This window comes from Luteimonas sp. FCS-9 (genome assembly GCF_001014645.1).
Classification (GTDB): Bacteria; Pseudomonadota; Gammaproteobacteria; order Xanthomonadales; family Xanthomonadaceae; genus Luteimonas.
Map to the genome: position 1 here is coordinate 106,181 of NZ_LASZ01000005.1, position 26,349 is coordinate 132,529.

The 26,349-nt window shown below is 70.9% G+C and carries 26 protein-coding genes and 1 tRNA gene; 2 read left to right on the top strand and 25 right to left on the bottom strand.

Features of this window, described 5'->3' with window-relative positions:
* The 14 genes from nuoK to tpiA all read right to left on the bottom strand — a co-directional run bounded on the left by nuoK (nt 1) and on the right by tpiA (nt 11,566).
* Nucleotides 1-327, bottom strand: coding sequence for an NADH-quinone oxidoreductase subunit NuoK (gene nuoK / locus WQ56_RS06310; RefSeq protein ID WP_047136235.1), 327 nt, complete (start codon nt 325-327; stop codon nt 1-3).
* Nucleotides 324-983: an NADH-quinone oxidoreductase subunit J gene (locus WQ56_RS06315; RefSeq protein WP_047136236.1), complete on the bottom strand. Its 660-nt coding sequence runs from the start codon at nt 981-983 to the stop codon at nt 324-326. The genes nuoK and WQ56_RS06315 overlap by 4 nt, the downstream gene beginning before the upstream one ends.
* Nucleotides 984-986: 3 nt before the next feature.
* Nucleotides 987-1,475, bottom strand: coding sequence for an NADH-quinone oxidoreductase subunit NuoI (gene nuoI, locus WQ56_RS06320; protein ID WP_047136237.1), 489 nt, complete (start codon nt 1,473-1,475; stop codon nt 987-989).
* Nucleotides 1,475-2,599 (bottom strand): NADH-quinone oxidoreductase subunit NuoH, encoded by a 1,125-nt coding sequence (gene nuoH / locus WQ56_RS06325; RefSeq protein WP_047136238.1) that lies wholly within the window; start codon nt 2,597-2,599, stop codon nt 1,475-1,477. Before nuoH ends, nuoI begins: the two co-directional genes overlap by 1 nt.
* A 2-nt stretch (nt 2,600-2,601) precedes the next feature.
* Nucleotides 2,602-4,833, bottom strand: a complete 2,232-nt coding sequence (nuoG, locus tag WQ56_RS06330; RefSeq protein ID WP_047136239.1) for an NADH-quinone oxidoreductase subunit NuoG — start codon at nt 4,831-4,833, stop codon at nt 2,602-2,604.
* A gap of 103 nt (nt 4,834-4,936) precedes the next feature.
* Nucleotides 4,937-6,304 carry an NADH-quinone oxidoreductase subunit NuoF gene (nuoF, locus tag WQ56_RS06335; RefSeq protein WP_047136240.1) on the bottom strand — a complete coding sequence of 456 codons (1,368 nt, stop codon included), beginning with the start codon at nt 6,302-6,304 and terminating at the stop codon, nt 4,937-4,939.
* A 14-nt stretch (nt 6,305-6,318) separates the two neighbouring features.
* Entirely contained in the window at nt 6,319-6,846 is a 528-nt protein-coding gene (gene nuoE / locus WQ56_RS06340) for an NADH-quinone oxidoreductase subunit NuoE (protein ID WP_047136241.1), read from the bottom strand.
* Nucleotides 6,843-8,135: an NADH-quinone oxidoreductase subunit D gene (locus WQ56_RS06345; protein WP_231583367.1), complete on the bottom strand. Its 1,293-nt coding sequence runs from the start codon at nt 8,133-8,135 to the stop codon at nt 6,843-6,845. The genes nuoE and WQ56_RS06345 overlap by 4 nt, the downstream gene beginning before the upstream one ends.
* A gap of 20 nt (nt 8,136-8,155) precedes the next feature.
* On the bottom strand, nt 8,156-8,914 hold the full coding sequence (locus WQ56_RS06350; protein WP_047136243.1) for an NADH-quinone oxidoreductase subunit C: 759 nt from the start codon (nt 8,912-8,914) through the stop codon (nt 8,156-8,158).
* 7 nt (nt 8,915-8,921) lie between these two features.
* The gene (locus WQ56_RS06355) at nt 8,922-9,500 is read right to left on the bottom strand and encodes an NADH-quinone oxidoreductase subunit B (RefSeq protein WP_047136244.1); all 579 of its coding nucleotides are present in this window, start codon (nt 9,498-9,500) and stop codon (nt 8,922-8,924) included.
* A complete protein-coding gene (locus tag WQ56_RS06360; RefSeq protein WP_047136245.1) occupies nt 9,491-9,847 on the bottom strand; it encodes an NADH-quinone oxidoreductase subunit A in 357 nt (118 codons plus the stop codon). The genes WQ56_RS06355 and WQ56_RS06360 overlap by 10 nt, the downstream gene beginning before the upstream one ends.
* A 343-nt stretch (nt 9,848-10,190) precedes the next feature.
* Nucleotides 10,191-10,275: transfer RNA gene (locus tag WQ56_RS06365), tRNA-Leu, on the bottom strand.
* Nucleotides 10,276-10,338: 63 nt separating this feature from the next.
* Nucleotides 10,339-10,776, bottom strand: coding sequence for a preprotein translocase subunit SecG (gene secG, locus WQ56_RS06370; RefSeq protein WP_047136246.1), 438 nt, complete (start codon nt 10,774-10,776; stop codon nt 10,339-10,341).
* 40 nt (nt 10,777-10,816) lie between these two features.
* The gene (tpiA, locus tag WQ56_RS06375) at nt 10,817-11,566 is read right to left on the bottom strand and encodes a triose-phosphate isomerase (protein ID WP_047136247.1); all 750 of its coding nucleotides are present in this window, start codon (nt 11,564-11,566) and stop codon (nt 10,817-10,819) included.
* Between the two features lie 169 nt (nt 11,567-11,735).
* Here tpiA and WQ56_RS06380 point away from each other — a divergent pair, with 169 nt between their 5' ends.
* On the top strand, nt 11,736-12,449 hold the full coding sequence (locus tag WQ56_RS06380; protein ID WP_047136248.1) for a DUF481 domain-containing protein: 714 nt from the start codon (nt 11,736-11,738) through the stop codon (nt 12,447-12,449).
* 517 nt (nt 12,450-12,966) lie between these two features.
* On the opposite strand, the gene WQ56_RS06385 is transcribed toward WQ56_RS06380, so the two are convergent.
* The 5 genes from WQ56_RS06385 to trpB all read right to left on the bottom strand — a co-directional run bounded on the left by WQ56_RS06385 (nt 12,967) and on the right by trpB (nt 18,269).
* Entirely contained in the window at nt 12,967-13,920 is a 954-nt protein-coding gene (locus WQ56_RS06385) for a 2-oxoglutarate and iron-dependent oxygenase domain-containing protein (protein ID WP_047136249.1), read from the bottom strand.
* Between the two features lie 17 nt (nt 13,921-13,937).
* On the bottom strand, nt 13,938-15,287 hold the full coding sequence (gene glmM / locus WQ56_RS06390) for a phosphoglucosamine mutase (protein WP_047136250.1): 1,350 nt from the start codon (nt 15,285-15,287) through the stop codon (nt 13,938-13,940).
* Nucleotides 15,284-16,168, bottom strand: a complete 885-nt coding sequence (accD, locus tag WQ56_RS06395; protein WP_047136251.1) for an acetyl-CoA carboxylase, carboxyltransferase subunit beta — start codon at nt 16,166-16,168, stop codon at nt 15,284-15,286. Before accD ends, glmM begins: the two co-directional genes overlap by 4 nt.
* Nucleotides 16,169-16,248: 80 nt before the next feature.
* On the bottom strand, nt 16,249-17,055 hold the full coding sequence (trpA, locus tag WQ56_RS06400; protein WP_047136252.1) for a tryptophan synthase subunit alpha: 807 nt from the start codon (nt 17,053-17,055) through the stop codon (nt 16,249-16,251).
* Entirely contained in the window at nt 17,052-18,269 is a 1,218-nt protein-coding gene (trpB, locus tag WQ56_RS06405) for a tryptophan synthase subunit beta (protein ID WP_047136253.1), read from the bottom strand. The genes trpA and trpB overlap by 4 nt, the downstream gene beginning before the upstream one ends.
* A 95-nt stretch (nt 18,270-18,364) precedes the next feature.
* On the opposite strand from trpB, the gene WQ56_RS06410 reads away from it, so the two are divergent.
* On the top strand, nt 18,365-19,249 hold the full coding sequence (locus tag WQ56_RS06410; protein ID WP_047136254.1) for a LysR family transcriptional regulator: 885 nt from the start codon (nt 18,365-18,367) through the stop codon (nt 19,247-19,249).
* Nucleotides 19,250-19,570: 321 nt separating this feature from the next.
* On the opposite strand, the gene WQ56_RS06415 is transcribed toward WQ56_RS06410, so the two are convergent.
* The 6 genes from WQ56_RS06415 to aroC form a co-directional block, all read right to left on the bottom strand.
* A complete protein-coding gene (locus WQ56_RS06415; RefSeq protein ID WP_047136255.1) occupies nt 19,571-20,197 on the bottom strand; it encodes a phosphoribosylanthranilate isomerase in 627 nt (208 codons plus the stop codon).
* On the bottom strand, nt 20,194-20,982 hold the full coding sequence (truA, locus tag WQ56_RS06420; protein ID WP_047136256.1) for a tRNA pseudouridine(38-40) synthase TruA: 789 nt from the start codon (nt 20,980-20,982) through the stop codon (nt 20,194-20,196). Before truA ends, WQ56_RS06415 begins: the two co-directional genes overlap by 4 nt.
* Before the next feature lie 10 nt (nt 20,983-20,992).
* Complete coding sequence (locus tag WQ56_RS06425) at nt 20,993-22,777, bottom strand: FimV/HubP family polar landmark protein (protein WP_343123202.1); 1,785 nt, start codon at nt 22,775-22,777, stop codon at nt 20,993-20,995.
* Nucleotides 22,778-23,036: 259 nt separating this feature from the next.
* Nucleotides 23,037-24,068 carry an aspartate-semialdehyde dehydrogenase gene (locus WQ56_RS06430; protein WP_047136257.1) on the bottom strand — a complete coding sequence of 344 codons (1,032 nt, stop codon included), beginning with the start codon at nt 24,066-24,068 and terminating at the stop codon, nt 23,037-23,039.
* Between the two features lie 82 nt (nt 24,069-24,150).
* The gene (locus WQ56_RS06435) at nt 24,151-25,167 is read right to left on the bottom strand and encodes a D-glycerate dehydrogenase (RefSeq protein ID WP_047136258.1); all 1,017 of its coding nucleotides are present in this window, start codon (nt 25,165-25,167) and stop codon (nt 24,151-24,153) included.
* Complete coding sequence (aroC, locus tag WQ56_RS06440) at nt 25,160-26,278, bottom strand: chorismate synthase (protein WP_047136259.1); 1,119 nt, start codon at nt 26,276-26,278, stop codon at nt 25,160-25,162. The genes WQ56_RS06435 and aroC overlap by 8 nt, the downstream gene beginning before the upstream one ends.
* Between the last annotated feature and the right edge of the window lie 71 nt (nt 26,279-26,349).

Genomic DNA, 26,349 nt, shown 5'->3' on the forward strand with positions numbered 1-26,349 from the left:
TCAGCCCTTCAGCGTGTCGAGTTCGGCGACGTTGATCGTGCGCCGGTTGCGGAACAGCGTGACCAGGATCGCCAGGCCGATCGCGGCCTCGGCCGCGGCCACGGTCAGGATGAAGAAGACGAAGATCTGGCCGGCGGCGTCGCCGAACTCGCGCGAGAACGCGACGAAGTTGACGTTGACCGCGAGCAGCATCAGCTCGATCGACATCAGCAGGATGATCACGTTCTTCCGGTTGAGGAAGATGCCCGCGACGCTGATGCAGAACAGCACCGCGCCCAGCGACAGGTAGTGGCCCAGCGACAGGCCGGTTCCGAACAGCTCGGTCATTTCGCTTCTCCCTGGGCCGGCAGGTCGCCGGCATCGGCCGGCGGCGCCTCTTCGGTCACCGGACGCACCGCGTCCATCTTGACCACGCGCACGCGGTCGCGCGCACGCACCCGCGCCTGCTCGCCCGGATTCTGGTGCTTGGCGCCGGGACGGCGACGCAGCGTCAGCATCACCGCGGCGATCACCGCGACGGTCAGGATCACCGCAGCCACCTCGAACGGCAGCAGGAAGTCGGTGAACAGCCGGCGGGCGATCCACACCGTGTTCGAGACCCCGGCCGCGTCGACGGCATCGACCGCGAACGGCGCCATGCGGCTGCGCACGCCGATCAGCGCGAGGATCTCGAGCAGCATCACCACCGCGACGATCAGACCGACCGGCAGGTAGCGCACGTAGCCCTCGCGCAGCGGCGCGACATCGATGTCGAGCATCATCACCACGAACAGGAACAGCACCATCACCGCGCCGACGTAGACCAGCACCAGGGCGATGCCGAGGAACTCGGCGCCGACCAGCAGCCAGGTGCAGGCGGTCGAGAAGAACGTCAGCACCAGGAACAGCGCCGCGTGCACCGGGTTGCGGGCACTGATCACCGCGACCGCGGACATCACGGTCGTCGCGGCGAAGACGAGGAAGAAGATCAGGGCGAGGTCCATGGCTTACCTGTACGCGGAGTCGGCGGCGCGGCGTTCGGCGATCTCGGATTCGAGGCGGTCGCCGATGGCCAGCAGCTGCGGCTTGGTGACGATGTTCTCGCCGCGGTTCTCGAAGTGGTACTCGTGGATGTGCGTCTCGACGATCGAGTCCACCGGGCACGATTCCTCGCAGAACCCGCAATAGATGCACTTGAACAGGTCGATGTCGTAGCGCGTGGTGCGGCGCGTGCCGTCGGCGCGCTGCTCCGAATCGATCGTGATCGCCAGCGCCGGGCACACCGCCTCGCACAGCTTGCACGCGATGCAGCGTTCCTCGCCGTTGGGATAGCGGCGCAGCGCATGCAACCCGCGGAAGCGCGGCGACTGCGGCGTCTTCTCCATCGGATACATCAGCGTGTACTTGTCCCGGAACAGATACCGGAACGTCAGTGCCATGCCGCCGAGCAATTCGAGCAGCAGCAGGCTCCTGAACCATGCAACGAACTTGCCCATCACTGCCCTGCCTCGAATACGCCGAAGTACGCCATCAACGCGGTGATCACGATCCAGCCGATGCTGATCGGAATGAACACCTTCCAGCCCAGCCGCATGATCTGGTCGTAGCGGTAGCGCGGGAACGATGCGCGGAACCAGACGAAGGTGCTGGCGAAGAAGAACACCTTCGCGAACAGCCACCACCAGCCGTCGACCGCGAGCCACTCCAGCACCGGCACGCCCTCGAACCAGCCCTGGAACGGCGACAGCCAGCCGCCGAGGAAGAACGTCGAGGTCAGGAAGCTGACCAGGATCATGTTCGCGTACTCGGCGAGGAAGAACAGCGCGAACGCCGACCCCGAGTACTCGACCATGTGACCGGCGACGATCTCCGACTCGCCCTCGACCACGTCGAACGGCGAGCGGTTGGTCTCGGCCACGCCGGAGACGAAATAGATCACGAACAGCGGCAGCATCGGCAGCCAGAACCAGTCGAACAGGCCCTTGCCGCCGGCCTGCGCCATGACGATCTCGCTCAGGTTCAGGCTGCCGGCGCCGACCATCACGCCGACCAGCGCGAAGCCCATCGCGATCTCGTAGCTGATCATCTGCGCCGAGGCGCGCATCGCGCCCAGGAACGCGTACTTCGAGTTCGACGCCCAGCCGGCGAGGATGATCCCGTAGATGCCCAGGCTGGTCATCGCCAGCAGGTACAGCAGACCCGCGTTCGCGTTCGACAGCACCAGCTGCGTGTCGAACGGCACCACGGCCCACGCCGCGAACGCCGGCGCGAGCGTGATCAGCGGCGCCAGCACGTACAGCACGCGCTGCGCATTGGTCGGCCTGATGACTTCCTTGAACAGCAGTTTGAAGACGTCCGCGAAGGCCTGGAAGACGCCCATGCCGACGTACATCGGCCCGTGGCGCACGTGCATCCAGCCGATCAGCTTGCGCTCCCAGACCACGTAGAACGCCACGGCGATGATCACCGGCACCGCGATCACGAGGATCTTGAGCACGATCCACAGCACCACGCCGAGGCCGCCCAGCGACAGCAGTGCTTCGTGCAGCGGCGCGGTGAGATCGCCGAGCAGCGTTGCGGTGTTCGTGACACCGGCCTGCGAAAAGCCCGTTGTAGGCATGCTCATGCCGCCACCACCTTGACCTTGCCGGCCACCAGCGCCGCAGTGGCGCCGTAGCCCGATTCGACCCATGCCGCGCCGCGCGCGACGCGGTCGTCGACGACGACCTGCAGCGCACCGGTGCCCACCGCGTTGGTGACCTTGGCCATGCCGCCGTCGGCCACGCCGTGCGCCGAGGCGTCGTCGGGATGCAGCGCGATGCGCGGGCCGAGGGTCAACGGATGGGCCTGCAGCGCCGCGGCGCGGCGGGTCAGCGCATCGACACGGTAGATCGCCTGCGTCACCGCCAGTTCGAGTCCGTCGCCGTCGACGGTCGGCGCCGCGGAGGCCGCGACCTCCACGGTCCGGGGCTGCAGGTCGGCGCGCAGGCCGGCCAGGTCGGTGAACTCGAAGCCGGGCACCGCCAGCTCGCCGCCGAGCGCGCGCAGCACGCGCCAGCCCGCACGGGCCTCGCCCGGCAGCTTGCCGGCCGCGGTCGCGCGCTGCGCGTGTCCGTCGAGGTTGGTCAGCGTGGCATCGACCTCGGCGAGCGCACCGATCGGCAGGATCACGTCGGCGACCGCGCGCGTCGACTCGCACGCGAACTGGCTGAAGGCCACGACCTGCGCGGGACCCAGCGCCTGCATCGCCTGCGTCGGGTCTGCGAAGTCCAGGCCCGGCTCGATGCCGTAGATCACGTAGGCGCCGCGACGCTCGGCGAGCATCGCGTTGGCGTCGCGCGACGTCGGCAGCACGCCGGCGCGCGTCAGGCCCACGGCGTTCGCGCCCTGCGGGATGCGGCACAGCGCGGCGCCGGTGGACTGCGCCAGCGCGGCGGCGGCCTTGCGGATGTCGGCCGCATGCGCGCTGCCTTCAGCCTGCGCGCCGACGATGATCGCGGCATGCGCGGCGCCGCGCAGCGCGTCGGCGAGCTCGGCGACCTGCAACGTGTCGGCGATGCGCGACGGCGGCACGATGGCCTTGTCGGCGATGTCGAAGGTGAACTCGAAGTCGACCGGATTGACGACGTAGACCTTCGCGCCGCGCTTCCAGGCCTGACGCACGCGGTGGTGCAGCAGCGGCACTTCGTGGCGCAGGTTGGAGCCCACGATCAGCACCGCGTCGGCCTTGTCGAGCTCGGCGACCGGCATCGCGAACGTCTGCGCGACGGCGCCGTCGGACAGGTCGCGCTGGGCGATACGGTGGTCGAGGTTGCCCGAGCCCAGCGCGTCGGCCAGCCGTGCGAGCAGCGCGCCCTCCTCGTTCGAGGTGGCCGGGTGCACCAGCACGCCCAACTCGTCGGCCGGGTTGTCGCGCAGGATCCGGGCCGCGCGCACGAGCGCCTCGTCCCAGGTCGCGTCGCGCCATTGGCCGCCGTCCTTGATCTGCGGACGCAGCGCGCGGTCCCCGGCCGTCAGGCCCTGGTGCGAATAGCGGTCACGGTCCGACAGCCAGCACTCGTTGACCGCCTCGTTGTCGCGCGGCACCGCGCGCATCACCTCGCCGCGGCGCAGGTGCAGGAACAGGTTGCTGCCCAGCGCGTCGTGGCCGCCGAGCGACTCACGCGCGATCAGCTCCCACGGGCGGGCGCGGAAGCGGAAGACCTTGTTGGTCAGCGCGCCGACCGGGCACACGTCGATGACGTTGCCCGACAGTTCGGTCGTCAGCGGTTTGCCGTCGTAGGTGCCGATCTGCAGGTTCTCGCCGCGCTGCATGCCGCCCAGCTCGTAGGTCCCGGCGATCTCGGCGGTGAAGCGGATGCAGCGCGTGCACTGGATGCAGCGCGTCATCTCGGTGGCGACCAGCGGACCGAGGTCCTCGTCGGGCACAACGCGCTTGCGCTCGGCAAAGCGGCTGACCGAGCGGCCGTAGCCCAGCGAGAGATCCTGCAGCTCGCACTCGCCGCCCTGGTCGCAGATCGGGCAGTCGAGCGGATGGTTGATCAGCAGGAACTCCATCACGTTGCGCTGCGACTTGAGCGCCTTCTCGCTGCGCGTGACGACCTTCATGCCGTCCATCACCGGCGTGGCGCAGGCCGGCGCCGGCTTGGGCATCTTCTCGACCTCGACCAGGCACATGCGGCAGTTCGCCGCGATCGCCAGCTTGTCGTGGTAGCAGAAGCGCGGAATCGCGATGCCGGCCTTGTCGGCGGCCTGGATGATCATCGAGCCCTTCGGCGCGGCCAGCTCGACGCCGTCGATGAAGACGGTGACGTGGTCGGGCGGCAGGTTCGGATTTACAGGTTGCGCGCTCATGCGGCGACACCCTTCAACATGGCAACGACGCCCCTCGAGTCGAGGGGCTGGACGCGTTCGCGCAAGGCGCGAATGCGTCCGGGGAGCTGGAGACGTGCTGCGCTCATGCGGCCACCGCCTTGGGCACCACGGTGCCGTTGCGCTGGTCGTCGACGAGGAAGCGCTTGTTCACGATCGCGTACTCGAACTCGTCCCAGAAGTGGCGCAGGAAGCCCTGCACCGGCCAGGCGGCGGCCTCGCCGAACGCGCAGATGGTGTGTCCCTCAATCTGGCCGGCAGCGGCCCGCAGCATCTGCAGGTCGTCGACGGTCGCCTTGTGTTCGGCGATGCGGGTGAGCATGCGGTACATCCAGCCGGTGCCCTCGCGGCAGGGCGTGCACTGGCCGCAGGACTCCTTGAAGTAGAAACGGGCGATGCGCTGGCACGCGCGCACCATGCAGGTGGTCTCGTCCATCACGATGACCGCGCCCGAGCCGAGGCCCGACCCGGCCTTCTGGATCGCGTCGTAGTCCATCGTCAGGCCCATCATCGTCTCGCCCGGCAGCACCGGCATCGACGAACCGCCCGGGATCACCGCCTTGATGCGGTGCCCGTTGCGCATGCCGCCGCACAGGTCGAGCAGCTCGGAGAACGGCGTGCCCAGGCGGATCTCGTGGTTGCCCGGACGCGCGACGTGGCCGGAGACCGAGAAGATCTTGCAGCCGCCGTTGTTGGGCTTGCCCAGATTCAGGAACCACTCCGGGCCGTTGCGCACGATCGCCGGCACCGAGGCGTAGGTCTCGGTGTTGTTGATGGTGGTCGGCTTGCCGTACAGGCCGAAGTTCGCCGGGAACGGCGGCTTGAAGCGCGGCTGGCCCTTCTTGCCCTCGAGCGATTCCATCAGCGCGGTTTCCTCGCCGCAGATGTAGGCGCCCGCGCCCAGCGCGTTGTAGATGTCGATGTCGATGCCCGAGCCGAGCACGTTCTTGCCCAGCCAGCCGTTGGCGTAGGCCTCGGCGGTGGCTTCCTCGAGATGCTCGAACGGCTCGTGATGGAACTCGCCGCGCAGGTAGTTGTAGGCCACGCTGGAGCCGGTCGCGTAGCAGGCGATCGCCATGCCCTCGATGACCGCGTGCGGGTTGTAGCGCAGGATGTCGCGATCCTTGGCGGTGCCCGGCTCCGATTCGTCGGAGTTGCAGAGGATGTACTTCTGCATCTCGCCCTTGGGCATGAAGCTCCACTTCAGGCCGGTCGGGAAGCCTGCGCCGCCGCGGCCGCGCAGGCCCGACTGCTTGACCATCTCGATGACGTCGGCCGGCGCGATCTTCTCCTCGAGGATCTTGCGCAGCGCACTGTAACCACCCGTCTTGAGGTAGTTCTCGTAGCTCCACGGCTTGTCGAAATGCAGCGTGGTGTAGACCGCCTGGTGTTCCTTGGGCGCAGGCCCGACGGGCCCGTAGCCTTCGGAAGACTTGGGATGGTGATGTGCCATGTCCGCGCGTTGCCCTACTTCAGACCATCGAGCAGCTCGTCGACCTTCTCGGGCGAGAGCTTCTCGTGGTAGTGACCGTTGATGACCACGACCGGCGCGCCGCAGCACGCGGCGACGCATTCTTCCTCGCGCTTGAGGAAGACGCGGCCGTCGGCGGTGGACTCGCCCAGCTTGCAGCCGAGCTTCTTCTCGGCGTGCGCGACCAGATCCTCGGCGCCGTTGAGCCAGCAGCTGATGTTGGTGCAGAAGGCGACGTTGTTGCGGCCGACCTTCTCGGTCTCGAACATCGAGTAGAACGTCGCGACCTCGTAGGCCCACACCGGCGGCAGGTCCAGGTACTTGGCCACGCCGGCGATGAGCTCGTCGCTCAGCCAGCCGCCGTTCTGCTCCTGCGCCGCGTGCAGGCCCTGCAGCACCGCCGAACGCTTGCGGTCGGGCGGGAACTTGGTCAACCAGTGGTCGATGTGCGCGCGGGTGTCCTCGCTGAGCACGACCATCGGGTCGACGTTGCGGGCGTTCTCGAAATTGCCGGTCGCCTTCATCGGTCGACTTCTCCGAACACGATGTCGTAGGTGCCGATCATCGCGACGACGTCCGAGAGCATGTGGCCCTTGGTGATCGCGTCCATCGACGAGAGATGCGCGAAGCCGGGCGCGCGCAGGTGCACGCGGAACGGCTTGTTCGCGCCGTCGGAGACCAGGTAGCAGCCGAACTCGCCCTTGGGCGCCTCGACCGCGCTGTAGGTCTCGCCCGCGGGCACGCAATAGCCCTCGGTGAACAGCTTGAAGTGATGGATCAGCGCTTCCATGTCGTCCTTCATCTCCGCGCGAGAGGGGGGCGACACCTTGTAGTTGTCGAGCATGACCGGGCCGGGGTTGGCCTTCAGCCACGCCACGCACTGGGCGATGATCCGCGCCGACTGGCGCATCTCGACGACGCGGACCAGGTAGCGGTCGTAGCAGTCGCCGTTGACGCCGACCGCGATGTCGAAGTCGACGTCGGCGTAGCGCGCGTACGGCTGGGTCTTGCGCAGGTCCCATTCGACGCCCGAACCGCGCAGCATCGGACCGGTCATGCCCCAGGCCATCGCCTGCTCGGGCGGGATGACGCCGATGCCGACCGTACGCTGCTTCCAGATGCGGTTGTCGGTGAGCAGGGTCTCGTACTCGTCGACGCGGCTGGGGAAGTTCTTGGCGAAGGCCTCCAGGTAATCGAGCATCGAGCCCTCGCGCCAGGCGTTGAAGCGCTTGAGCTTCTCGCCCTTGCGCCAGCGCGACTCCTTGTACTGCGGCATGCGCTCGGGCAGGTCGCGGTAGACGCCGCCGGGCCGGTAGTAGGCGGCGTGCATGCGCGCGCCCGAGACCGCCTCGTAGACGTCCATCAGCTCCTCGCGCTCGCGGAACGCGTAGAGCATCACCGCCATCGCGCCCAGGTCGAGCGCGTTGGAGCCGATCCACATCAGGTGGTTGAGGATCCGCGTGACCTCGTCGAACAGCGTGCGGATCCACTGCGCGCGCTCGGGCGCCTCGACACCCATCAGCGTCTCGATGGCGCGCACGTAGGCGTGCTCGTTGCACATCATCGACACGTAGTCGAGGCGGTCCATGTAGCCGATCGACTGGTTGAACGGCTTGGACTCGGCCAGCTTCTCGGTGCCGCGGTGCAGCAGGCCGATGTGCGGGTCGGCGCGCATGACCGTCTCGCCGTCCATTTCCAGGATCAGGCGCAGCACGCCGTGCGCCGCAGGATGCTGCGGGCCGAAGTTGAACGTGTAGTTGCGGATCTCCTGCTTGAGGACGTCCGCGCTCGGCGTGGTGTTCGCCTGGTGCAGGGAGGGGGTCGGCACGGCACTCATTTGGCATCCTCCGCGCGACGCGCCATCTGCTCGCCGCTGGCGGTCGCGTAGCGGGCATCGTCGCGGATCACGCGCGGCACGCCGACGCGGGGCTCGACCGAGGTCACCGGCTCGTAGACCACGCGCTTGCGTTCGGCGTCGTAGCGCACCTCGACGTTGCCGATCAACGGGAAATCCTTGCGGAACGGATGGCCGACGAAACCGTAGTCGGTCAGGATGCGGCGCAGGTCGGGGTGACCCTCGAAGATCACGCCGAACAGGTCGAACGCCTCGCGCTCGAACCAGTTGGCGACCGGCCACAGCCCGGTCAGCGACGAGACGACCGGCAGGTCGTCGCTCGGCGCGAAGCAGCGCACCGTCAGCCGGCGGTTGTGGCGGATCGACAGCAGCTGCGCGACCGCGACGAAGCGGCGCTGCGGCACCGGGATCTCGGCGGTCGCGTCGGGCTGGCCGACCTGGCGGCTGGGCGCCTCGCCGAAGCGGAAGCGCCCCGGGCCGCGGCCTTCGACGCCGCGGCTGAAGCCCTCGGAGGAGACCTCAGTGTCCCACTCGTCGCTGCCGTGGCCCAGATAGTCGACGCCGCACAGGTCGATCAGCGACTCGAAGCCGAACTCGTCGCGCAACGCGCGGCAGGTCTCCAGCCAGTCGCCGGCCGTGGTGATCGTCACCTCGCCCCGCGGCAGCGCCACGCCGACCTCGGCGTCGGCGAACCGGTCGCGCAGGCGCGCGGCGAACGCGCTCGCCGATTCCCGCACAGGATGGTCACGCATCGCGCAGCCCCGTCTTCTCGTCGCCGAAGTTGGTGGCGCGGCGGATCTTCTTCTGCAACTGCAGGATGCCGTAGACCAGCGCCTCGGCCGTCGGCGGACACCCCGGCACGTAGACGTCGACGGGCACGATGCGGTCGCAGCCGCGCACCACCGAGTACGAATAGTGGTAGTAGCCGCCGCCGTTGGCGCAGCTGCCCATCGAGATGACCCACTTGGGGTCGGGCATCTGGTCGTAGACCTTGCGCAGCGCCGGCGCCATCTTGTTGACCAGCGTGCCGGCGACGATCATCACGTCGGACTGGCGCGGCGACGGGCGGAACACCACGCCGTAGCGGTCCAGGTCCAGGCGCGCCGCACCGGCATGCATCATCTCGACCGCGCAGCAGGCCAGGCCGAAGGTCATCGGCCACATCGAGCCGGTGCGCGCCCAGTTGAGCAGCACGTCGGAACTGGTCGTGACGAAACCGCGCTCGAGGAGCGGGTTCTCGCCTTCGGGGCGCAGGATGTCGTCGACCCGGCCTTCCGGCAGCGGGTTGTTCATCAGGCGCGCGACGGTCTGGCTCACTCCCATTCCAGCGCTCCCTTCTTCCACACGTAGATGAAGCCGAGCAGCAGCATGCCGGCGAAGATGCCCATCTCGATCAGGCCCAGCACGCCGAGTTCGCGGAACACGGTCGCCCAAGGCACGATGAAGATGATTTCCAGGTCGAAGACGATGAACTGGATCGCGATCAGGTAGTAGCGCACGTCGAACTGCATGCGCGCGTCCTCGAATGCCTCGAATCCGCACTCGTAGGGCGACAGCTTCTCCAGCGACGGGCGCTTGGGCCCGAGCAGGTTGCCAATGACCAGCAGCGCGATGCCGATCCCCGTGGCAACGATCAGGAACAGCAGGGTCGGCAGATATTCGGCCAGCACTGGGATGTTCTCTCGGCTACAGCCGCACGATCGCGGCCTTGGCTCGACGTCGTGGACGTCGCACTTTCGAAGCGCCTGGGCGCTTCACGCATGTCGGGAACCGTCGCCATCGCGACGTCTCTCCCGATCCCCGTAATTGTACCGTTTTCAGAACTGGTGAGTAAACGATTACCCGGGTTCGGCGAGCGTATTGCGCAGCCTGCGCCCCACCCGGCGCTCGCGACGTGAAACAGCTGCGCGAGAACGCGTCCCAGTTGCACGGACCCACACCTCCTAAACGAAAAACCCCCGCTTTCGCGGGGGATCTTCGCCGGCGCGCCGGCATGCGCCGGTGTCCGTATCCTGGTGCCCAAGGGGGGACTCGAACCCCCACGACCTAAGCCGCTACCACCTCAAGGTAGTGCGTCTACCAATTCCGCCACCTGGGCAATCCTGAAACTCGGCCCGACGCCTTTGCCGCAGCGCTCGGGAGCCGCGCATTGTAGCGCGAATTATTCGGTCTGGGGAGCCTGCGGCACAGGTTCCTGCGCCGGCGCGGCCGGCACCGCCGCCGCGTCGGCAGGCGCCTGCGGAACCGCGCCGGAGGCCGCCGGTGCGGCCGGGACCGACGCATCGCCGGGCGCGGCGGCCGGGGCCGCCGGCACCTGCTGGGCGCCCATGACGCCCAGGTCCATGTCCAGCGCGTTCGGGTTGGCGCGATGCATCGCGTACCAGGCCATGAACAGCGTGATGGCGAAGAACGCGATCGCCAGCCACTTGGTGGCCTTGGACAGGAAGTTCGACGAGCCGCGGGCGCCGAAGACGGTGGCCGAGGCCCCGCCGCCGAAGCCGGAACCGGCCGACGCGCCGGCGCCGCGCTGCATCAGGACCAATGCGATCATCGCGATCGCGACGATGACGAACAGGATGTTGAAGACGAACAGCAGCATTGCGTGGGCGCTCGGAAAACGTGTGGGACGACGGGGTCGCTCAGCGCGCGGCTGCGGCGACGATGGCCAGGAAATCGGCGGCCGACAGCGACGCTCCGCCGATCAGCCCGCCGTCGACGTCGGGCTGCGCGAACAGCTCGGCCGCATTGTCGGGCTTGACGCTGCCGCCATAGAGGATCGGCAACGAATCGGCGATCTTAGCATCCCGTGCCGCGATCTCGCTACGGATGAAGGCGTGTACCGCCTGGGCCTGGTCCGGCGTCGCGGTCCGGCCGGTGCCGATCGCCCAGACCGGCTCGTAGGCCACGACCGCGTCGGCGAACGCCGCCGCGGTGACCAGGTCGAGCACCGGCCGCAGTTGGGCGGCGATCGCGTCCTCGGTGAGCCCGGCGTCGCGGTGCTGGAGCGACTCGCCCACGCACAGGATCGGCCGCAGCCCGGCATTGACCGCGGCCAGGAACTTGCGCGCCACGTGCTCGCTGCTCTCGTGGTGGTACTGCCGGCGCTCGGAATGGCCGACCAGGCCGAAGCGCGCGCCGACGTCGACGAGCATCCTGGCCGACACTTCGCCGGTGTAGGCCCCCTCCTGGTTGCTGCTAACGTCCTGGGCGCCGAACGCGACCGCGCCGGCCTCGAAGTCCTCGACCAGGTCGCCCAGGTACGGCAGCGGCGGCAGGATCACGACCTCCACGCCGGGCGATGGCGCCGCGGCGATCCGCGACACCAGCTCGGTGGCGAATTCGCGGCTGCCGTGCAGCTTCCAGTTGCCAGCGACGATGCGTGCGCGCATGGACGGTCCTCGTGAATGCGGAACGCGGATTCTAGGCGTTGCGTCCGGCGCGGGATAGCCGCGCGCCGGCGAGCTTCAAAGCGTGGCCTTCACATTGCAGAATAGGCGCAGCCGGCGAATGCCGGCTTTTTCGTTCCGCGACACGCCTTTCGATCACCGGAGTCCCCATATGCGCGCACTGCCCACCCTCACCGCCCTCGCCTGCTGCCTCGCCGCCACACCCGCCCTCGCGCAGGCCGACGAGGGCTGGACCGGAACCGGCGAGCTCGGCGTGGCGATCTCCAAGGGCAACACCGACAGCGAGACCGTCGTGGGCAAGCTGGCCCTGGCCCGCGAGGACGCGACCTGGAAGCACGCGCTGACCGCAGCGTTCCTGTACGGCACCGCCGACGAGGTCGAGAACGCACGCCGCTACGAGCTGTTCGGCTCCACCGGCTACCGGCTCGGTGCGCGGCACTACCTGTTCGGCTCGGCCCGCAACGAGCGCGACCACTTCAGCACCAACGAGTACCAGACCACGGTCGCCGGCGGCTACGGCTTCGAGGCGTTCATGGACGAGCGCACCAAGCTGGTGTTCGAGATCGGCCCCGGCTACCGCTGGGCCAAGGACCAGGACGTGCGCGTGCACAACAACGAAGGCATCGTGCGCGGCTTCATGGACTTCAGCCACCAGCTCAACGACAGCACCCGGCTGTACGACATCCTGCTGGTCGAATCGGGCAGCGACAACACTTTCGTGCGCAACGACTTCGGCGTGCAGGTGAAGATGACCGACGCCCTCGCCCTCAAGGCCGGCTTCGAGATCCGCCACAACACCGAGGTCACCGACGACCGCCAGCGTACCGACCGGCTGACGACCGTGAACGTGGTGTACGGGTTCTGAGAAGCTTGTGATGGGTTCAGGGGCGATCCGAAGGGGCAGCAACGCCCAAAGACGGCTCTCCGCCGATATCAAGTGATCCTACTTCTGCTCGCTCGATCATGGGGTCATCTCCGGAGCGCGCGTCGCGCCGGCCGGGGACTGCTCCCGGCTCGGTCAGCCATCCGTGGCTGACTCGCCGCCGCGGGCCATCCATGGCCCGCTATCGCAATCCCCGACCAGCACGACGCACTGAGGCCGACAGTGCGCGACTTCTTCCAGCGGGCGACTCCACATCCACCCGAAGTCGGGTTGCAAACGTCTATGGCAGCGGACTGACAGCCGGTGGCCGCGTCGAGCGCGCCATGGAGGGCGCGCGCCCGAGTCAAGGCAGGATGCCTTGACCGAGGGAAGAGCGGCTTCCGGCTGACAGGCCGGTGCCCATCCGAAGTGGACTCTCATCCGCAGTTGAGAGAAGCACCAAAAGAAACGGCGCCCAAAGACGCCGTTTCAAATCAGCTATAACGCATCGCGAATCTCGTTACTTGAGCTTGATCTCGCGCAGCCGTTCCTCGAGATACCCCTGCGCGGTGATCGGCTCGGGGTAGCGGCTGGGGTTGTCGGCGGTGACCGTCGAGGGCAATACGTCGATCAGGAAGTCGGGGTTGGGGTGCAGGAAGAACGGGACCGAGTAGCGCGGCTGGCGGGCGGCCTCGCCCGGCGGATTGGTCACCCGGTGGGTCGTCGACGGATACACGTGGTTGGTCAGGCGCTGCAGCATGTCGCCGATGTTGACGACGATGGTGTCGGCGTCGGACGTGAACGGCACCCACTCGCCTTCGCGCGAACGGACCTCGAGGCCCGCGGCGCTGGCGCCGACCAGCAGCGTGATCAGGTTGATGTCCTCGTGCGCGCCGGCACGTACGTTCGGGACGTCGTCGGCGGTGATCGGCGGATAGTGGATAGGGCGCAGGATCGAGTTGCCGCTGTCGGTCTTGTCGGCGAACCAGTCCTCGGGCAGGCCGATGTGCAGGGCCAGTGCCGAGAGCACGCGCGCGCCCAGCGCGTCGAGCGCCTGGTACAGGCCGTAGCCGTGCTCGCGGAAGCCCGGCACCTCGGACGGCCACAGGTTCGGCGGCATCACGTCGCGATAGGTCGAGTCGTCGGGGATCTCGCGGCCGATGTGCCAGAACTCCTTGAGGTCGAAGTGCTGGGCGCCCTTGGCGGTCTCGACCCCGAACGCGGTGTAGCCGCGTGCCCCGCCGCCGCCGGGCACGTGGTACTGCAGCTTGGTCGCCTCGGGCAGCGCGAAGAACGCCTTGAAGACGTCGTAGGCGGCATCGATCTGCGCCTGCGCGATGCCGTGGCCCTTGATGCCCGCGAAGCCCCACTGCCGGTACGCGGCGCCCAGCTCGGCGACGAAGGCGTCGCGGTCGCGGCCGTCGACGGGGTCGGTGAAGCGTCGGATGTCGAGTGTCGGGATGCGGGCGGTCATGGCGGTGTCCTCGGGAATCAGGCGGCGGCCGCGCGCACGGCGTCGGCCAGTCGATCGAGCGTGGATTGCATCAGCGCGGCATCGTCGGCCTCGACGGTCACGCGCACCACCGGTTCGGTGCCCGACGGCCGCAGGAACGCGCGCCCGCGGCCCTCGACCGCGGCCTGCGCCTGCGCCAGCGCGGCCTGCACCGACGGCGCCTGGGCCGGCTTCGCGTCGCCTTCGTAGCGGACGTTGACGGTGCGCTGAGGCGCCTTCGCCAGGCCGTGCAGCGCCTGCTGCAGCGACACGCCGCGGCGGCGCAGTACCTCGAGCACCTGCAGCGCGCTGATGATGCCGTCGCCGGTGCTGGCCCGGTCCAGGCACAGCAGGTGGCCCGAGGTCTCGCCCCCGAGCACGCCGTCGTGCTCGATCAGCGCCTGGTGCACGTAGCGGTCGCCGACCTTGGCGCGCAGGAAACCGATGCCGGCCTCGCCGAACGCGCGTTCCAGGCCGTAGTTGCTCATCAGCGTGCCGACGACCGGCCCGCGCAGGCGGCCCTGCTGCTGCCAGTCGCGGGCCAGCACGTACAGCAGGTCGTCGCCGTCGCGCACCGTGCCGTCGCTGTCGACGAACAGCACGCGGTCGCCGTCGCCGTCGAAGGCGATGCCCAGGTTCGCGCCGCTGTGGCTCACGCGCGCGGCCAGGCCTTCGGGATGGGTCGAGCCGACGCCGTCGTTGATGTTGACGCCGTTGGGCTCGGCGCCGATCACCTCGACCTGGGCGCCGAGTTCGCGCAGCACGATCGGGCCGACCTGGTAGGTCGCGCCATTCGCGCAGTCGACGACGATGCGCATGCCGTCGAGGTCGAACCCGCGCGGCACCGAGGCCTTGCACGCCTCGACGTAGCGGCCGACCGCGTCGCGCGTGCGCACCGCCTTGCCCAGCCGCTCGGAGGGCACGGTGCGGAACGGCTGGTCGAGCGCGGCCTCGATCGCCAGTTCGGTGGCGTCGTCGAGCTTCTCGCCCTGCGCGCTGAAGAACTTGATGCCGTTGTCGTGGTGCGGGTTGTGCGAGGCGGAGATGACGATGCCGCCGTCTGCGCCGAGCGAATGGGTGAGATGCGCGACGGCCGGCGTCGGCATCGGCCCCATCAGCTGCACGTCGACCCCGGCGGCGACCAGGCCGGCCTCGAGCGCGGCCTCGAACATGTAGTTGGAGATCCGCGTGTCCTTGCCGATCACCACCTGCGGACGCCGCCAGTCGCCGCCGCGCGCGCGCAGCGAGTGGCCGTAGGCGTTGCCCAGGCGCAGCACGAAGTCGGCCGAGATCGAGCCCTCGCCGACTCGGCCACGGATGCCGTCGGTACCGAAGTACCGCCGGCTCACGCGGCCGCCTCGGCCGCCGGCGCCGGCTGGCGCAGCATCATCGCCAGCAGCCGCGCGATGCGCGACCGCAGTTCGCGGCGGTCGCAGATCTGGTCGATCGCGCCGTGCTCGAGCAGGAACTCGCTGCGCTGGAAGCCCTCAGGCAGGGTCTCGCGCACGGTCTGCTCGATCACGCGCGGGCCGGCGAAGCCGATCAGCGCCTCGGGCTCGGCCATGTTGATGTCGCCGAGCATCGCGAACGAGGCCGAGGCGCCGCCAAAGGTCGGGTTGGTCAGCACCGAGATGTACGGCAGGCCGGCCTCGCGCAGGCGGCCGAGCGCAGCCGAGGTCTTGGCCATCTGCATCAGCGAGAACATGCTCTCCTGCATGCGCATGCCGCCACTGGCGGCGAAGCTGACGAACGGGGCGCCGGCGGCCAGCGCCTGCTCGGCGGCGCGCGCGAACTTCTCGCCGCCGACCGAGCCCATCGAACCGCCCATGTAGGCGAAGTCCATCGCACTGGCGACGATCGGGCGCTGCATCAACGTGCCCTGCATCGCGACGAGGGTGTCGCGCTCGCCGGTCGAGCGCTGCGCGGCCTTGATGCGGTCCGAATACTTCTTCTGGTCCTTGAACTTCAGGATGTCGGTCGGGCCGAGGTCGGCCGCGATCTCCTGCACGCTGCCCGGGTCCAGGAACGCCTTCAGGCGCGCGCGGGCGCGGATCGGCCGGTGGAAGCCGCACTTGGGGCAGACTTCGAGGTTCTCCTCGAGCTCGGGGCCGTAGAGCACGGCGCTGCAGCGCTCGCACTTCTCCCACAGGCCCTCGGGGACGCTGCGCTTGCGGACCGCGGCGGCATCGGTACGGATGCGCGGCGGCATGATCTTCTGCAACCAGGACATGGGCTCGTGTACTCCCGCCGGCCCGTACGGGGCCGTGAAGCGCGGAAGTGTAACCGACGGCCGGGACGGGACCGCGTGGTTCAGGCGGCGTCGAGCGCGGCCCGCAGCGGGGCGAGGAAGTCCCCGGCCCGGCGCGCGGCCTCGGCCGGGTCGGCCGCGCCCTCGAGCGCGGCGACCAGCGCGCTGCCCACGACCACGCCGTCGGCATCGGCGGCCATCGCCGCGGCCCCGGCGGCGTCGCGGATCCCGAAGCCGGCGACGACGGGCGCGCGGCTGGCCCGGCGGATGGCACGCAGCCGGGCCGAGGCCTGGACCGGATCGAGCCGGTTCGAGGCGCCGGTGACGCCGGCGAAGCTGACGTAGTACAGGTAGCCCTGCGCCTGCGCGCACAGCGCCTCGACGCGCGCGGCGTCGGTGGTCGGCGAGGCCAGCAGCACCAGTGCCAGGTCCTGCGCGTCGAACGCGGCGCGATACTCGGCCCCCTCCTCCGGCGGCAGGTCGACCAGCAGCACGCCATCGACCCCGGCCGCCCGCGCCTGCGCGGCGAAGGTCGCGGGACCGCGGATGTCGACCGGATTCAGATAGCCCATCAGCACGACCGGGGTCGCGGCATCGGCCTGTCGGAACGCGCGCACCGCATCGAGCACCCAGCCCATGCCCGCCCCACGCGCAAGCGCACGTTCGGAACTGCGCTGGATCGTCGGCCCGTCGGCCATGGGATCGGAGAACGGCACGCCGAGCTCGATCACGTCGGCGCCGGCCGCGACCAGCGCGTGCATCACCGGCACCGTCGCCTCCAGCGACGGATCGCCGGCGGTGACGAACGGGATCAGCGCCTTGCGGCCGGCGGCGCGGAGGTCGGCGAAACGGGTGTCGAGGCGGCTCACAGCACGATGCCCTCGCGGCCGGCGATCGTGTGCACATCCTTGTCGCCGCGGCCCGACAGGTTCGCGAGCACGATCGCGTCCTTCGGCAGGTCGCGCGCGAGCTTGATCGCCTGGGCGATCGCGTGGCTGGACTCGAGCGCGGCGAGGATGCCCTCGGTCCTGGCGAGCTGGTGGAACGCGGCCAGCGCCTCGTCGTCGGTGACGCCGACGTACTGTGCACGGCCGGCATCGGCCAGGAACGCATGCTCGGGACCGACGCCCGGATAGTCGAGGCCGGCCGAGACCGAGTGGGTCTCGGTGATCTGGCCGTCGTCGTCGCAGATCACGTAGGTGCGGTTGCCGTGCAGCACGCCCGGGCGGCCGGCCGCGATCGACGCGGCGTGGCGGCCGGTCGCGAGCCCAAAGCCGGCCGCCTCGGCGCCGACGATGCGCACCCCCGGGTCGTTGAGGAATGCATGGAACAGGCCGATCGCGTTGCTGCCGCCGCCCACGCACGCGGTGATCGCGTCGGGCAGCCGGCCGTACTCGGCGAGCATCTGCGCACGCGCCTCGCGGCCGACGATCGCGTTGAAGTCACGGACCATGCGCGGATACGGGTCGGGGCCGGCGACGGTGCCGATGATGTAGAAGGTGTCGGCGATGTGGGTGACCCAGTCGCGCATCGCCTCGTTGAGCGCGTCCTTCAGCGTCGCCGAGCCCGACGTCACCGGCACCACCTGCGCGCCCAGCAGGCGCATGCGGTAGACGTTGATCTTCTGCCGTTCGATGTCGGTCGCGCCCATGTAGACCACGCACTCGAGCCCGAGGCGCGCGGCGACAGTGGCGCTCGCCACGCCGTGCTGGCCGGCGCCGGTCTCGGCGATGATCCGGGTCTTGCCCATGCGGCTGGCGAGCAGCGCCTGGCCGATGGTGTTGTTGATCTTGTGCGCGCCGGTATGGTTGAGGTCCTCGCGCTTGAGCAGGATGCGCGCGCCGCCGACCGCGTCGCTGAGCCGCTGCGCGTGGTAGATCGGGCTCGGGCGACCGACGTAGTGCGCGAGGTCCGCGTCGAAGGCCTGCTGGAACGCCGGGTCGGCCTTCGCGGCGTCGTACGCGGCCGCGAGCTCGGCGATCGGCCCCATCAGGGTCTCGGCGACGAAGCGCCCGCCATAGCGTCCGAAATGGCCTGCGGCGTCGGGGTAGGCGTGGAAATCGGCGATCGGGGCGTCGGACATCGGGCGGGCACGGGGGAAGGTGACTTTCACTCTAGCGCACACGTCCGCGCGCCGGAATCGATAAGATCTGACTGACCTGTCAGGAAATCTCACGCATGACCGATGCCGACCTGCCGCCGCTCAACGCGGTACGCGCCTTCGAGGCCGCTGCGCGGCTGGGCAGCCTGAGCCGCGCGGCCGAGGCGCTGCACGTGACCCATGGGGCGGTCAGCCGCCAGGTGCGGCTGCTCGAGGACGCACTCGGCACCCCGCTGTTCGTGCGCGCCGGGCGCGGCCTGCGGCTGACGCCGGCCGGGGAGCGCCTGCGCGATGCCGCAGGGGATGCGTTCGCGCGCCTGCGCGGCGCGGTCGCGACGATCCGGCGCACGCAAGGCGACGAAGCGCTGGTGCTCGGCTGCCCCGGCAGCCTGCTCGCGCGCTGGGTGATCCCACGCCTGCCGCGACTGACCGAATCGCTGCCGGCCCTGCGCCTGCACCTCTCGCCACATGAGGGCGCGTTCCCGCCGTCGCTCGCGGGCTTCGATGCCGCGCTGCTGATCGGCGAACCGCCGTGGCCGGCCGCCTGGCGCGTGCGCCGGCTGGCGATCGAGCGCATCGGGCCGGTGCTCAGCCCGCGGCACGCCGAGGCTGCGCGGCTGCAGGCGCTGGCGCCCGACGCGTTGCTGCGCGAACCGCTGCTGCACACCGCCTCGCGGCCGCAGGCCTGGCCGGCCTGGGCCGCCGCGTCGGGTGCGGCGCCGCCGCAGGTGCTGGGCACCGGCTTCGAGCACCTGTACTTCCTGCTCGAGGCCGCGGTCGCCGGGCTCGGCGTCGCGATCGCGCCACAGGAACTGGTCGCCGACGACCTCGCCGCCGGCCGGCTGCTCGCGCCGTGGGGGTTCGCCACGACCGGCGCGCACTGGGTGCTGGCGACGCCACGAGACGGCGACGATACGCGTGCCGACGCGCTGGCCCACTGGTTGTCGCGCGAACTGCTGTAGGGCCTCGCGCACGATCCGCCGTCCTGGGCGCCGTGCGCGCGCAAGGCCGCGTGCGTCCTGTAGGAGCGCGCTCGCGCGCGATGACGGCTTGACCGGAGAGCCTGTTCGCGCGCAAGCGCGCTCCTACCGAGGCTCGGGTCGACGCGACGGATGGGCTGGTCGACCGGGCTGCCGCGGAACTCCGTCTGCCCGTAGGAGCGCGCTTGCGCGCGATGGCGTTTTGCCGGTGGAGCGTCATCGCGCGCGAGCGCGCTCCTACGGGACAGCCGCCCTGTACGCGTCGCCGAACGCGGCCTCCGCGCGCCGCCAGGACGAGCGGAATCAGCCGCCCTTGCGTGCCGCCGTGACGAACGCTTGCATGCGCGCGATGTCCTTGTGGCCGGGCGCCGATTCGATGCCGCTCGACACGTCGACACCAGCCGGCCGCGCGGTCGCGATCGCCTCGGCGACGTTGCCGGCATCGAGCCCGCCGGCCAGCCAGAACGGCCGGTCGAGCGCGGCGGGCAGCGCCCGCCAGTCGAAACGTGCGCCGGCGCCGCCCGGCTCGCCGGCGGCATGGCCGTCGAACAGGAACGCCGCGGCGCCCGGCCAGTCGCCGAGCGTGCGCAGCGCGGCGGCCGGATCACCGCCCATCGCGACCGCCTTCCAGTACGGCGTGCCGAATCGACGGCAGAACGCGTCGTGCTCGGCGCCATGGAACTGCAGCACGTCCGGGGCCAGCGCCTCGACGATCGCCGCGACCTCGGCGGCCGGGTTGTCCATCGCCAGCGCGACGACCTGTACGTGGGCCGGCACCTTCGCGCGCAGCGCGCGGGCGGCGTCGAGGTCGAGCCGGCGGGGACTGCGCGCCGCGAACACGAAGCCGACGTGGTCGACGCCGAGCGCGACCGCGGCCTCGACGTCCTCGCGCCGGGTCAGCCCGCAGAACTTGATCCGTACCGCGCTCATGCCGGCAGCGTGACCTCCGGCGGGAGGCCCCACTCCGGCGGATACAGCGGGCCGAGGAAGACCAGGCCCGCGGCGGGCGCGGTCGGGCCGGCGAGGCTGCGGTCGCGGCCGGCCAGCAGCTCGGCGATCCAGGCCTCGGACTGCGCGCCGGCGCCGACCTCGAGCAGCGAGCCGACGATGTTGCGGACCATGTGGTGCAGGAACGCATTGGCCTGCACCTCGACGACCACCTCGTCGCCGTCGCGCCGGACCGCGATGCGCTGCAGGTCGCGGCGCGCGTGCGGCGCCTGGCAGTGCACGGTGCGGAACGCGGAGAAATCCTGCTCGCCGACCAGCGCCTGCGCGGCGCGGTGCATCGCGCCGGCGTCGAGCGGGCGCAGTTCCCACGACAGGTACTGCCGGTGAAGCGCCGGGCGCACCTGCCGGTTGAGGATGCGGTAGCGGTAGTGCCGCGCGCGCGCCGAGAAGCGCGCGTTGAAGGTCTCGGGCACCGGCCGGCACCAGCGCACGCTGACCTGCGGCGGCATCAGCGTGGTCGCGCCGAGCATCCAGGCACGCGGCGCGCGCACGGCCTCGGTGTCGAAATGCACGACCTGGCACTGCGCATGGACGCCGGCGTCGGTGCGCCCGGCGCAGACCGTCGCCACCGGATGCGCAGCGATCCTCGACAGCGCCGTCTCCAGCGCGGCCTGCACCGACTCCTGCCCGCCCTCACCGGCCTTGCTCAGCCGTTGCCAGCCGAGAAAGCCGTTGCCGTCGTACTCGACGCCCAGCGCGAACCGCATCGCCGACCCGTCAGCCGAGCGAGCGCAGCAGCCGCGCGGCCTCGGCCGCGGCGGTCGGGTCGTCGCCGTCGGCGACTTCCTGCAGCAGGCCGCGCGCGGTCTCGCCATCGCCGAGGTCGACGTAGGCGCGCGCGAGTTCCAGGCGCTCGATGCCGGGTGGCGGCTCGACCGCATCGCCGCGGTCGAGCTCGACGGGCGCCGGCGCAGGCACGTCGGCGGGGGCTGGCGAGGCAGGCGCCGTGTCGGGCGTCGGGGACGCATCGCCGAGGTGCCAGGTCGGCCCGCCCGCGGTCGGCGCGACCGGTGCGGCCACAGGCGCCGGGGCCGGCGGCGCGGCACGCGCGAACGCCGGCACGTCGTCGGACGTCCCGGCACCGGCGGACGGCGACGCCGCGGCGGCGACGCCGGCCCGGGCAGGCGCAGAACCGCGCCCGCGGCGGCCGATCAGGAACGCGAGCGCCCCGACCAGCAGCAGCGCCGGCACCAGCCACAGCCAGGACCAGGGCGTCGCCGCGCCCGCGGCCTCCAGGCGCTGCTGCGCGGCCGCCAGGTCGGCGTCCTTCATCTCGATCAGCCGTTGCTGCTGCCGCTGCAACTGCTCCAGGTCGTCGAGCCGGGATCGCAGTTCGGCGATCTCCGCATTGCGGGACGCAGCGGCCTCCTCGGCCTGGTGCGGGTCCTGACGCAGCATGTCTCCTCCAGCGCCGGCGGCGATGCCCGACTGTGTCGCCGCCGGCGCGGCGTCGCCGGCGGGCGGGGTGATCTCGAGTCGGGCGGAGGGCGCCGCAACGGGTGCCGCCGCAGATGCGGACACGGGTGCCGCCGGCGACGGCGTCGCGGCCTGCGCGGCCGCCGGCGCAGGCGGCGCGGTCTCGACCGGCTGCGCCGGTCGCTGCATGCCGCGCCACTGCCCCACCTGCTCGCGGACCAGCGCATCGGCCTCGGCGGTCCCGGCGGCCGCCCAGTCGTCGCGCGGCGGCACCCGCAGCACGGCGCCCTGGCGGATCAGGTTGAGATTGCCGCCGATGAAGGCCTCGGGGTTGTGCCGCAGCAGCAGCACCATCGCCTGGTTGACGCTGATGCCGGCATCGCGCGCCAGCGGCGCGGCGATCGTCGACAGCGCCTGGCCCGGGCGCACGGCCGGCAACGTCTGCGCGCCATCGGCGACCGGCGGGGTGGCGGCGACTGCGGTCCGGACCGGCGGCGCGGGCGACACGGCGTCCAGCCCGGGCGCGGCGCGCGCGGGCTCGGCCGACACCGCGGGTGCCGATGCGGGTGCAGGTGCGGCCTGCGCGACCGGAGCCTCGGGCGCTGGGGCGACCGGCGGCCGCACGATCGCGTCCGCCGGCGCGGCGACGGGTGCCTGGATCGCCTGCTGCGCGCTCGCCGCGACGGTGTCGGGCACCGCCAGCAGCGCCGAGTACTCGCGCACCAGCCGCCCCTGCCCCCAGTCGACCTCGACCAGGAACGCGAGCGATTCCTGCTGCACCGGCGCGGCGCTGGTGACGCGGATCACCGGCCGCCCGCGCCCGTCGAGCGCGACGCTGAAACGCAGGTCGGAGACCACGCCGCGCGGAGGCGCCAGGCCGATCCGGGCGAAGGTCTCGGGCGAGGCCAGCCGCGCCTGCAGCTGGCGCAGCTCGGCCGGGTCGCTGGACACCACCGGGATCTCGGCCAGCAACGGCTCGCCCTGCTGCGAGCGGACCTCGATCCGCCCCAGCCCCAGCGCCATCGCCGGCCCGGCGAGCGCCAACAGGCCGGCGGTCAGCAACAGACGCGACACGATGCGCGGCACGAACGTCCCCTGTTTCTTGCGGGCCGGCCCTGGGCGGGCCCGCCGACGACGATCCGGATTCATCCGGCGACTGTAGCGGCGCGGCCGCACGGGCGGCAATGGGTGCGGACGGGCACGGGGAGGCAGGAAGCAGGGAAAACGGGCCGTCGCCTGCCTGGGGAACACGATCGGGACCTCGAAACGCCGTCCGTACGTGTCGGAGCGCGCTCGCGCGCGAAAAGGCGTTCCCGGGAACGCTTCATCGCGCGCAAGCGCGCGCCTACGACAACTCCGCCGCGACCAGCTCGGCCACCTGCACCGCGTTGAGCGCGGCGCCCTTGCGGATGTTGTCCGAGACGATCCACAGGTTCAGGCCGTTGGGATGCGAGAGATCCTCGCGGATGCGGCCCACGAACACCGCATCGCGCCCGGAGGCGTGGGTGACCGGAGTCGGATAGCCGCCGGCGCGCCGTTCGTCGACGACCTCCACGCCCGGCGCCTGCGCCAGCAGCGCGCGTGCCGCCTCGACCGTGAGCTTGTCGCGCGTCTCCACCGCGACGGCCTCCGAGTGCCCGTAGAACACCGGCACGCGGACCGCCGTCGGGTTCACCAAGATGCCGTCGTCGCCGAGGATCTTGCGCGTCTCCCACACCAGCTTCATCTCCTCCTTGGTGAAGCCGTTGTCCAGGAAGTCGTCGATGTGCGGGATCAGGTTGAAGGCGATCTGCACCGGGAACTTCTGCGGGTCGAGCTCGCGGAAGTTCAGCAGGTCGCCGGTCTGGCGACCGAGCTCCTCCATCGCCGAGCGGCCCGCGCCCGAGACCGACTGGTAGGTCGCCACGTTGATCCGCACGATGCCCGCCGCGCGATGCAGCGGCGCCAATGCGACGAGCATCTGCATCGTCGAGCAGTTGGGATTGGCGATGATGCCGCGCGGACGCGCGCGCGCCGCCTCCGGGTTGACCTCGCTGACCACAAGCGGCACGTCGTCGTCGTAGCGGAACGCCGAGCTGTTGTCGATGACGACCGCGCCGGCCGCGGCGAACTTCGGCGCGTACGCCTTGCTCGTGTCGCCGCCGGCCGAGAACAGCGCGATGTCGATGCCGGCCGGATCGAACGTGGCCAGGTCCTGCACGACGACGTCGTCGTCGCCGAACTTGACGGTGGTGCCGGCCGAACGCTCGCTCGCCAGCGCGACGAGCTCGGACACCGGGAAAGCGCGCTCGGCGAGGATCGACAGCATGGTCTCGCCGACGGCGCCGGTGGCACCGACGACGGCGACGCGGAAGGCGCGGGAGGGGGACTGGGACATGGAGAACTCTCGAAGTGGGGACGTGGGACGCGCTTATCGCGCGGGCACTGCATCGGGGCTCGGGGAACCGCCAGCCCGGAACTCAGGCGGTTCCCGGTCGTTTCGCGTCCCGGCCGGCCGGTGCGATCGGGGTGGGCGGGCGGCCGGCGTCCGGGCCGGCGCCCAGCGCTGCGATCAGGTTGTCGACGGCCAGCGCGACCATCGCCCGGCGCGTGGCCAGGCTGCCGCTGGCGATGTGCGGGGTCAGCACCACGTTGTCGAGCGCGAGCAGCCGCGGGTCGACGGCCGGCTCGCCCTCGAACACGTCGAGCGCGGCCGATGCCAGTCGGCCGTGCGCCAGCGCGTCGGCCAGCGCGGCCTCGTCGACGATCCCGCCGCGCGCGATGTTGGTCAGCGTCGCGGTCGGCTGCATCCGCGCCAGCGCGGCAGCGTCGACGATGTGGTGGCTGGCGGCCGAATACGGGAGCACGAGGACCAGGTGGTCGGCCTGCGCGAACAACGCGTCGAAGTCGACGTAGCGCGCGTTGCAGGCACGCTCGACGTCGGCGGGCAGCCGGCTGCGGTTGTGGTAGAGCACGCGCATGTCGAAACCGGCGGCGCGCCGGGCGATGCCCTGCCCGATCCGCCCCATGCCCAGGATGCCGAGCGTGCTGCCGTGCAGGTCGGCGCCGAGCAGGCCCTTGAAGTTCCAGCCCTGCCAGCGGCCCGCGCGCAGGTGGCGTTCGGCCTCGGTGACCCGCCGCGCGGCGGCCATCATCAGCGCGAAGCCGAAATCGGCCGTGGTCTCGGTGAGCACGTCGGGGGTGTTGGTCGCCACGATGCCGCGCGCATGCAGCGCGGCGACGTCGAGATTGTTGTAGCCCACGCCGAGGTTGGCGACCGCGCGCAGGCGCGGCGCGCCGGCGATCTCCGCCTCGCCGACGCGTTCGTTGAGCGTCACCAGCGCGCCGTCCGCCTCGCGCAGCGCGTCGGCGACCGCGGCCGCGTCGTGCTCGACGACCGCCGGCACCTGGACGACGTCGAAGTGCGCGTGCAGCCGCGCGACGATGTCGTCGAACAGCGGTTGCGCGACCCAGACGCGCGGACGCGGCTCAGCCATCGATGCGCCCCGGGATGCGCGGGCCCACCTCGCCGACGTCGCCGCACTGCGCGCGGTGGCGCAGGGCCTGGTCCATCAGCACCAGCGCCAGCATCGCCTCGCAGATCGGCGTGGCGCGGATGCCCACGCACGGGTCGTGGCGGCCGGTGGTCACGACCTCGACGACGTTGCCGTCGACGTCGACGCCATCGGCCGGCAGGCGCAGGCTCGACGTGGGCTTGAACGCGGTCGAGACCACGATCCGCTGGCCGGTGCTGATGCCGCCCAGCACGCCGCCGGCGTGGTTGGACGCGAAGCCGGCCGGCGTCATCAGGTCGCGGTGCGCGCTGCCGCGCTGGGCGACCGACGCGAAGCCGTCGCCGACCTCCACGCCCTTGACCGCGTTGATCGACATCATCGCGGCCGCCAGGTCGCCGTCGAGCTTGCCGTAGATCGGCGCGCCCCAGCCCGGCGGCACGCCGTCGGCGACCACGGTCACGCGCGCGCCGACCGAGTCGCCGGACTTGCGCAGCGCGTCCATGTAGGCCTCGAGCGCGGGCACCTGCGCCGCGTCCGGCCAGAAGAACGGGTTGGATTCGACCGTGGCCCAGTCGATCGCCTGCGGATCGGACACCGCCGGCACGAGTTCGCCCAGCTGCGACAGCCAGCCGTGCACGTGAACCCCGTGGCGCTGCGCGAGCCACTTCTTGGCGATCGTGCCTGCGGCCACGCGCATCGTCGTCTCGCGCGCCGACGAGCGCCCGCCGCCGCGCGGGTCGCGGATGCCGTACTTCTGCCAGTACGCGTAGTCGGCGTGTCCGGGGCGGAACTGCGCGGCGATGTTCGCGTAGTCCTTGCTGCGCTGGTCGGTGTTGCGGATCAGCAGCGCGATCGGCGTGCCGGTGGTGATCCCTTCGTACACGCCGCTGAGGATCTCCACCGCATCGGCCTCGCGGCGCGCCGAGGTGTGGCGGCTCTTGCCGGTCGCCCGGCGCGCGAGATCGTGCGCGAAGTCCTGCGGATCGAGCGCGATGCCCGGCGGGCACCCGTCGACCACGCAGCCGATCGCCGGCCCGTGGCTCTCGCCGAAGGTCGTGACGCTGAACAGTTGGCCGAAACGGTTGCTGGACATGGCACCGCGGCGCCGGGGCGCCGTCGAGACGGGGGCCGGCAAGCTTAACGCGCCGGCGGGATGCGTGGACG

What these genes read in the sequence shown, in the direction of transcription:
- WQ56_RS06410 (WP_047136254.1), top strand. Translation starts at nt 18,365, where the DNA reads ATGACCGATGCCGACCTGCCGCCGCTCAACGCGGTACGCGCCTTCGAG.
- secG (WP_047136246.1), bottom strand. Translation starts at nt 10,776, where the DNA reads ATGCTGCTGTTCGTCTTCAACATCCTGTTCGTCATCGTCGCGATCGCG.
- nuoK (WP_047136235.1), bottom strand. Translation starts at nt 327, where the DNA reads ATGACCGAGCTGTTCGGAACCGGCCTGTCGCTGGGCCACTACCTGTCG.
- accD (WP_047136251.1), bottom strand. Translation starts at nt 16,168, where the DNA reads ATGTCCTGGTTGCAGAAGATCATGCCGCCGCGCATCCGTACCGATGCC.
- WQ56_RS06430 (WP_047136257.1), bottom strand. Translation starts at nt 24,068, where the DNA reads ATGTCCCAGTCCCCCTCCCGCGCCTTCCGCGTCGCCGTCGTCGGTGCC.
- nuoH (WP_047136238.1), bottom strand. Translation starts at nt 2,599, where the DNA reads ATGCCTACAACGGGCTTTTCGCAGGCCGGTGTCACGAACACCGCAACG.
- nuoG (WP_047136239.1), bottom strand. Translation starts at nt 4,833, where the DNA reads ATGAGCGCGCAACCTGTAAATCCGAACCTGCCGCCCGACCACGTCACC.
- truA (WP_047136256.1), bottom strand. Translation starts at nt 20,982, where the DNA reads ATGCGGTTCGCGCTGGGCGTCGAGTACGACGGCAACGGCTTTCTCGGC.
- nuoI (WP_047136237.1), bottom strand. Translation starts at nt 1,475, where the DNA reads ATGGGCAAGTTCGTTGCATGGTTCAGGAGCCTGCTGCTGCTCGAATTG.
- WQ56_RS06380 (WP_047136248.1), top strand. Translation starts at nt 11,736, where the DNA reads ATGCGCGCACTGCCCACCCTCACCGCCCTCGCCTGCTGCCTCGCCGCC.
- nuoE (WP_047136241.1), bottom strand. Translation starts at nt 6,846, where the DNA reads ATGAAGGCGACCGGCAATTTCGAGAACGCCCGCAACGTCGACCCGATG.
- tpiA (WP_047136247.1), bottom strand. Translation starts at nt 11,566, where the DNA reads ATGCGCGCACGCATCGTCGCTGGCAACTGGAAGCTGCACGGCAGCCGC.
- aroC (WP_047136259.1), bottom strand. Translation starts at nt 26,278, where the DNA reads ATGTCCAGCAACCGTTTCGGCCAACTGTTCAGCGTCACGACCTTCGGC.
- WQ56_RS06355 (WP_047136244.1), bottom strand. Translation starts at nt 9,500, where the DNA reads ATGGGAGTGAGCCAGACCGTCGCGCGCCTGATGAACAACCCGCTGCCG.
- trpB (WP_047136253.1), bottom strand. Translation starts at nt 18,269, where the DNA reads ATGTCCGACGCCCCGATCGCCGATTTCCACGCCTACCCCGACGCCGCA.
- WQ56_RS06415 (WP_047136255.1), bottom strand. Translation starts at nt 20,197, where the DNA reads ATGAGCGCGGTACGGATCAAGTTCTGCGGGCTGACCCGGCGCGAGGAC.
- WQ56_RS06435 (WP_047136258.1), bottom strand. Translation starts at nt 25,167, where the DNA reads ATGGCTGAGCCGCGTCCGCGCGTCTGGGTCGCGCAACCGCTGTTCGAC.
- WQ56_RS06315 (WP_047136236.1), bottom strand. Translation starts at nt 983, where the DNA reads ATGGACCTCGCCCTGATCTTCTTCCTCGTCTTCGCCGCGACGACCGTG.
- nuoF (WP_047136240.1), bottom strand. Translation starts at nt 6,304, where the DNA reads ATGGCACATCACCATCCCAAGTCTTCCGAAGGCTACGGGCCCGTCGGG.
- WQ56_RS06385 (WP_047136249.1), bottom strand. Translation starts at nt 13,920, where the DNA reads ATGACCGCCCGCATCCCGACACTCGACATCCGACGCTTCACCGACCCC.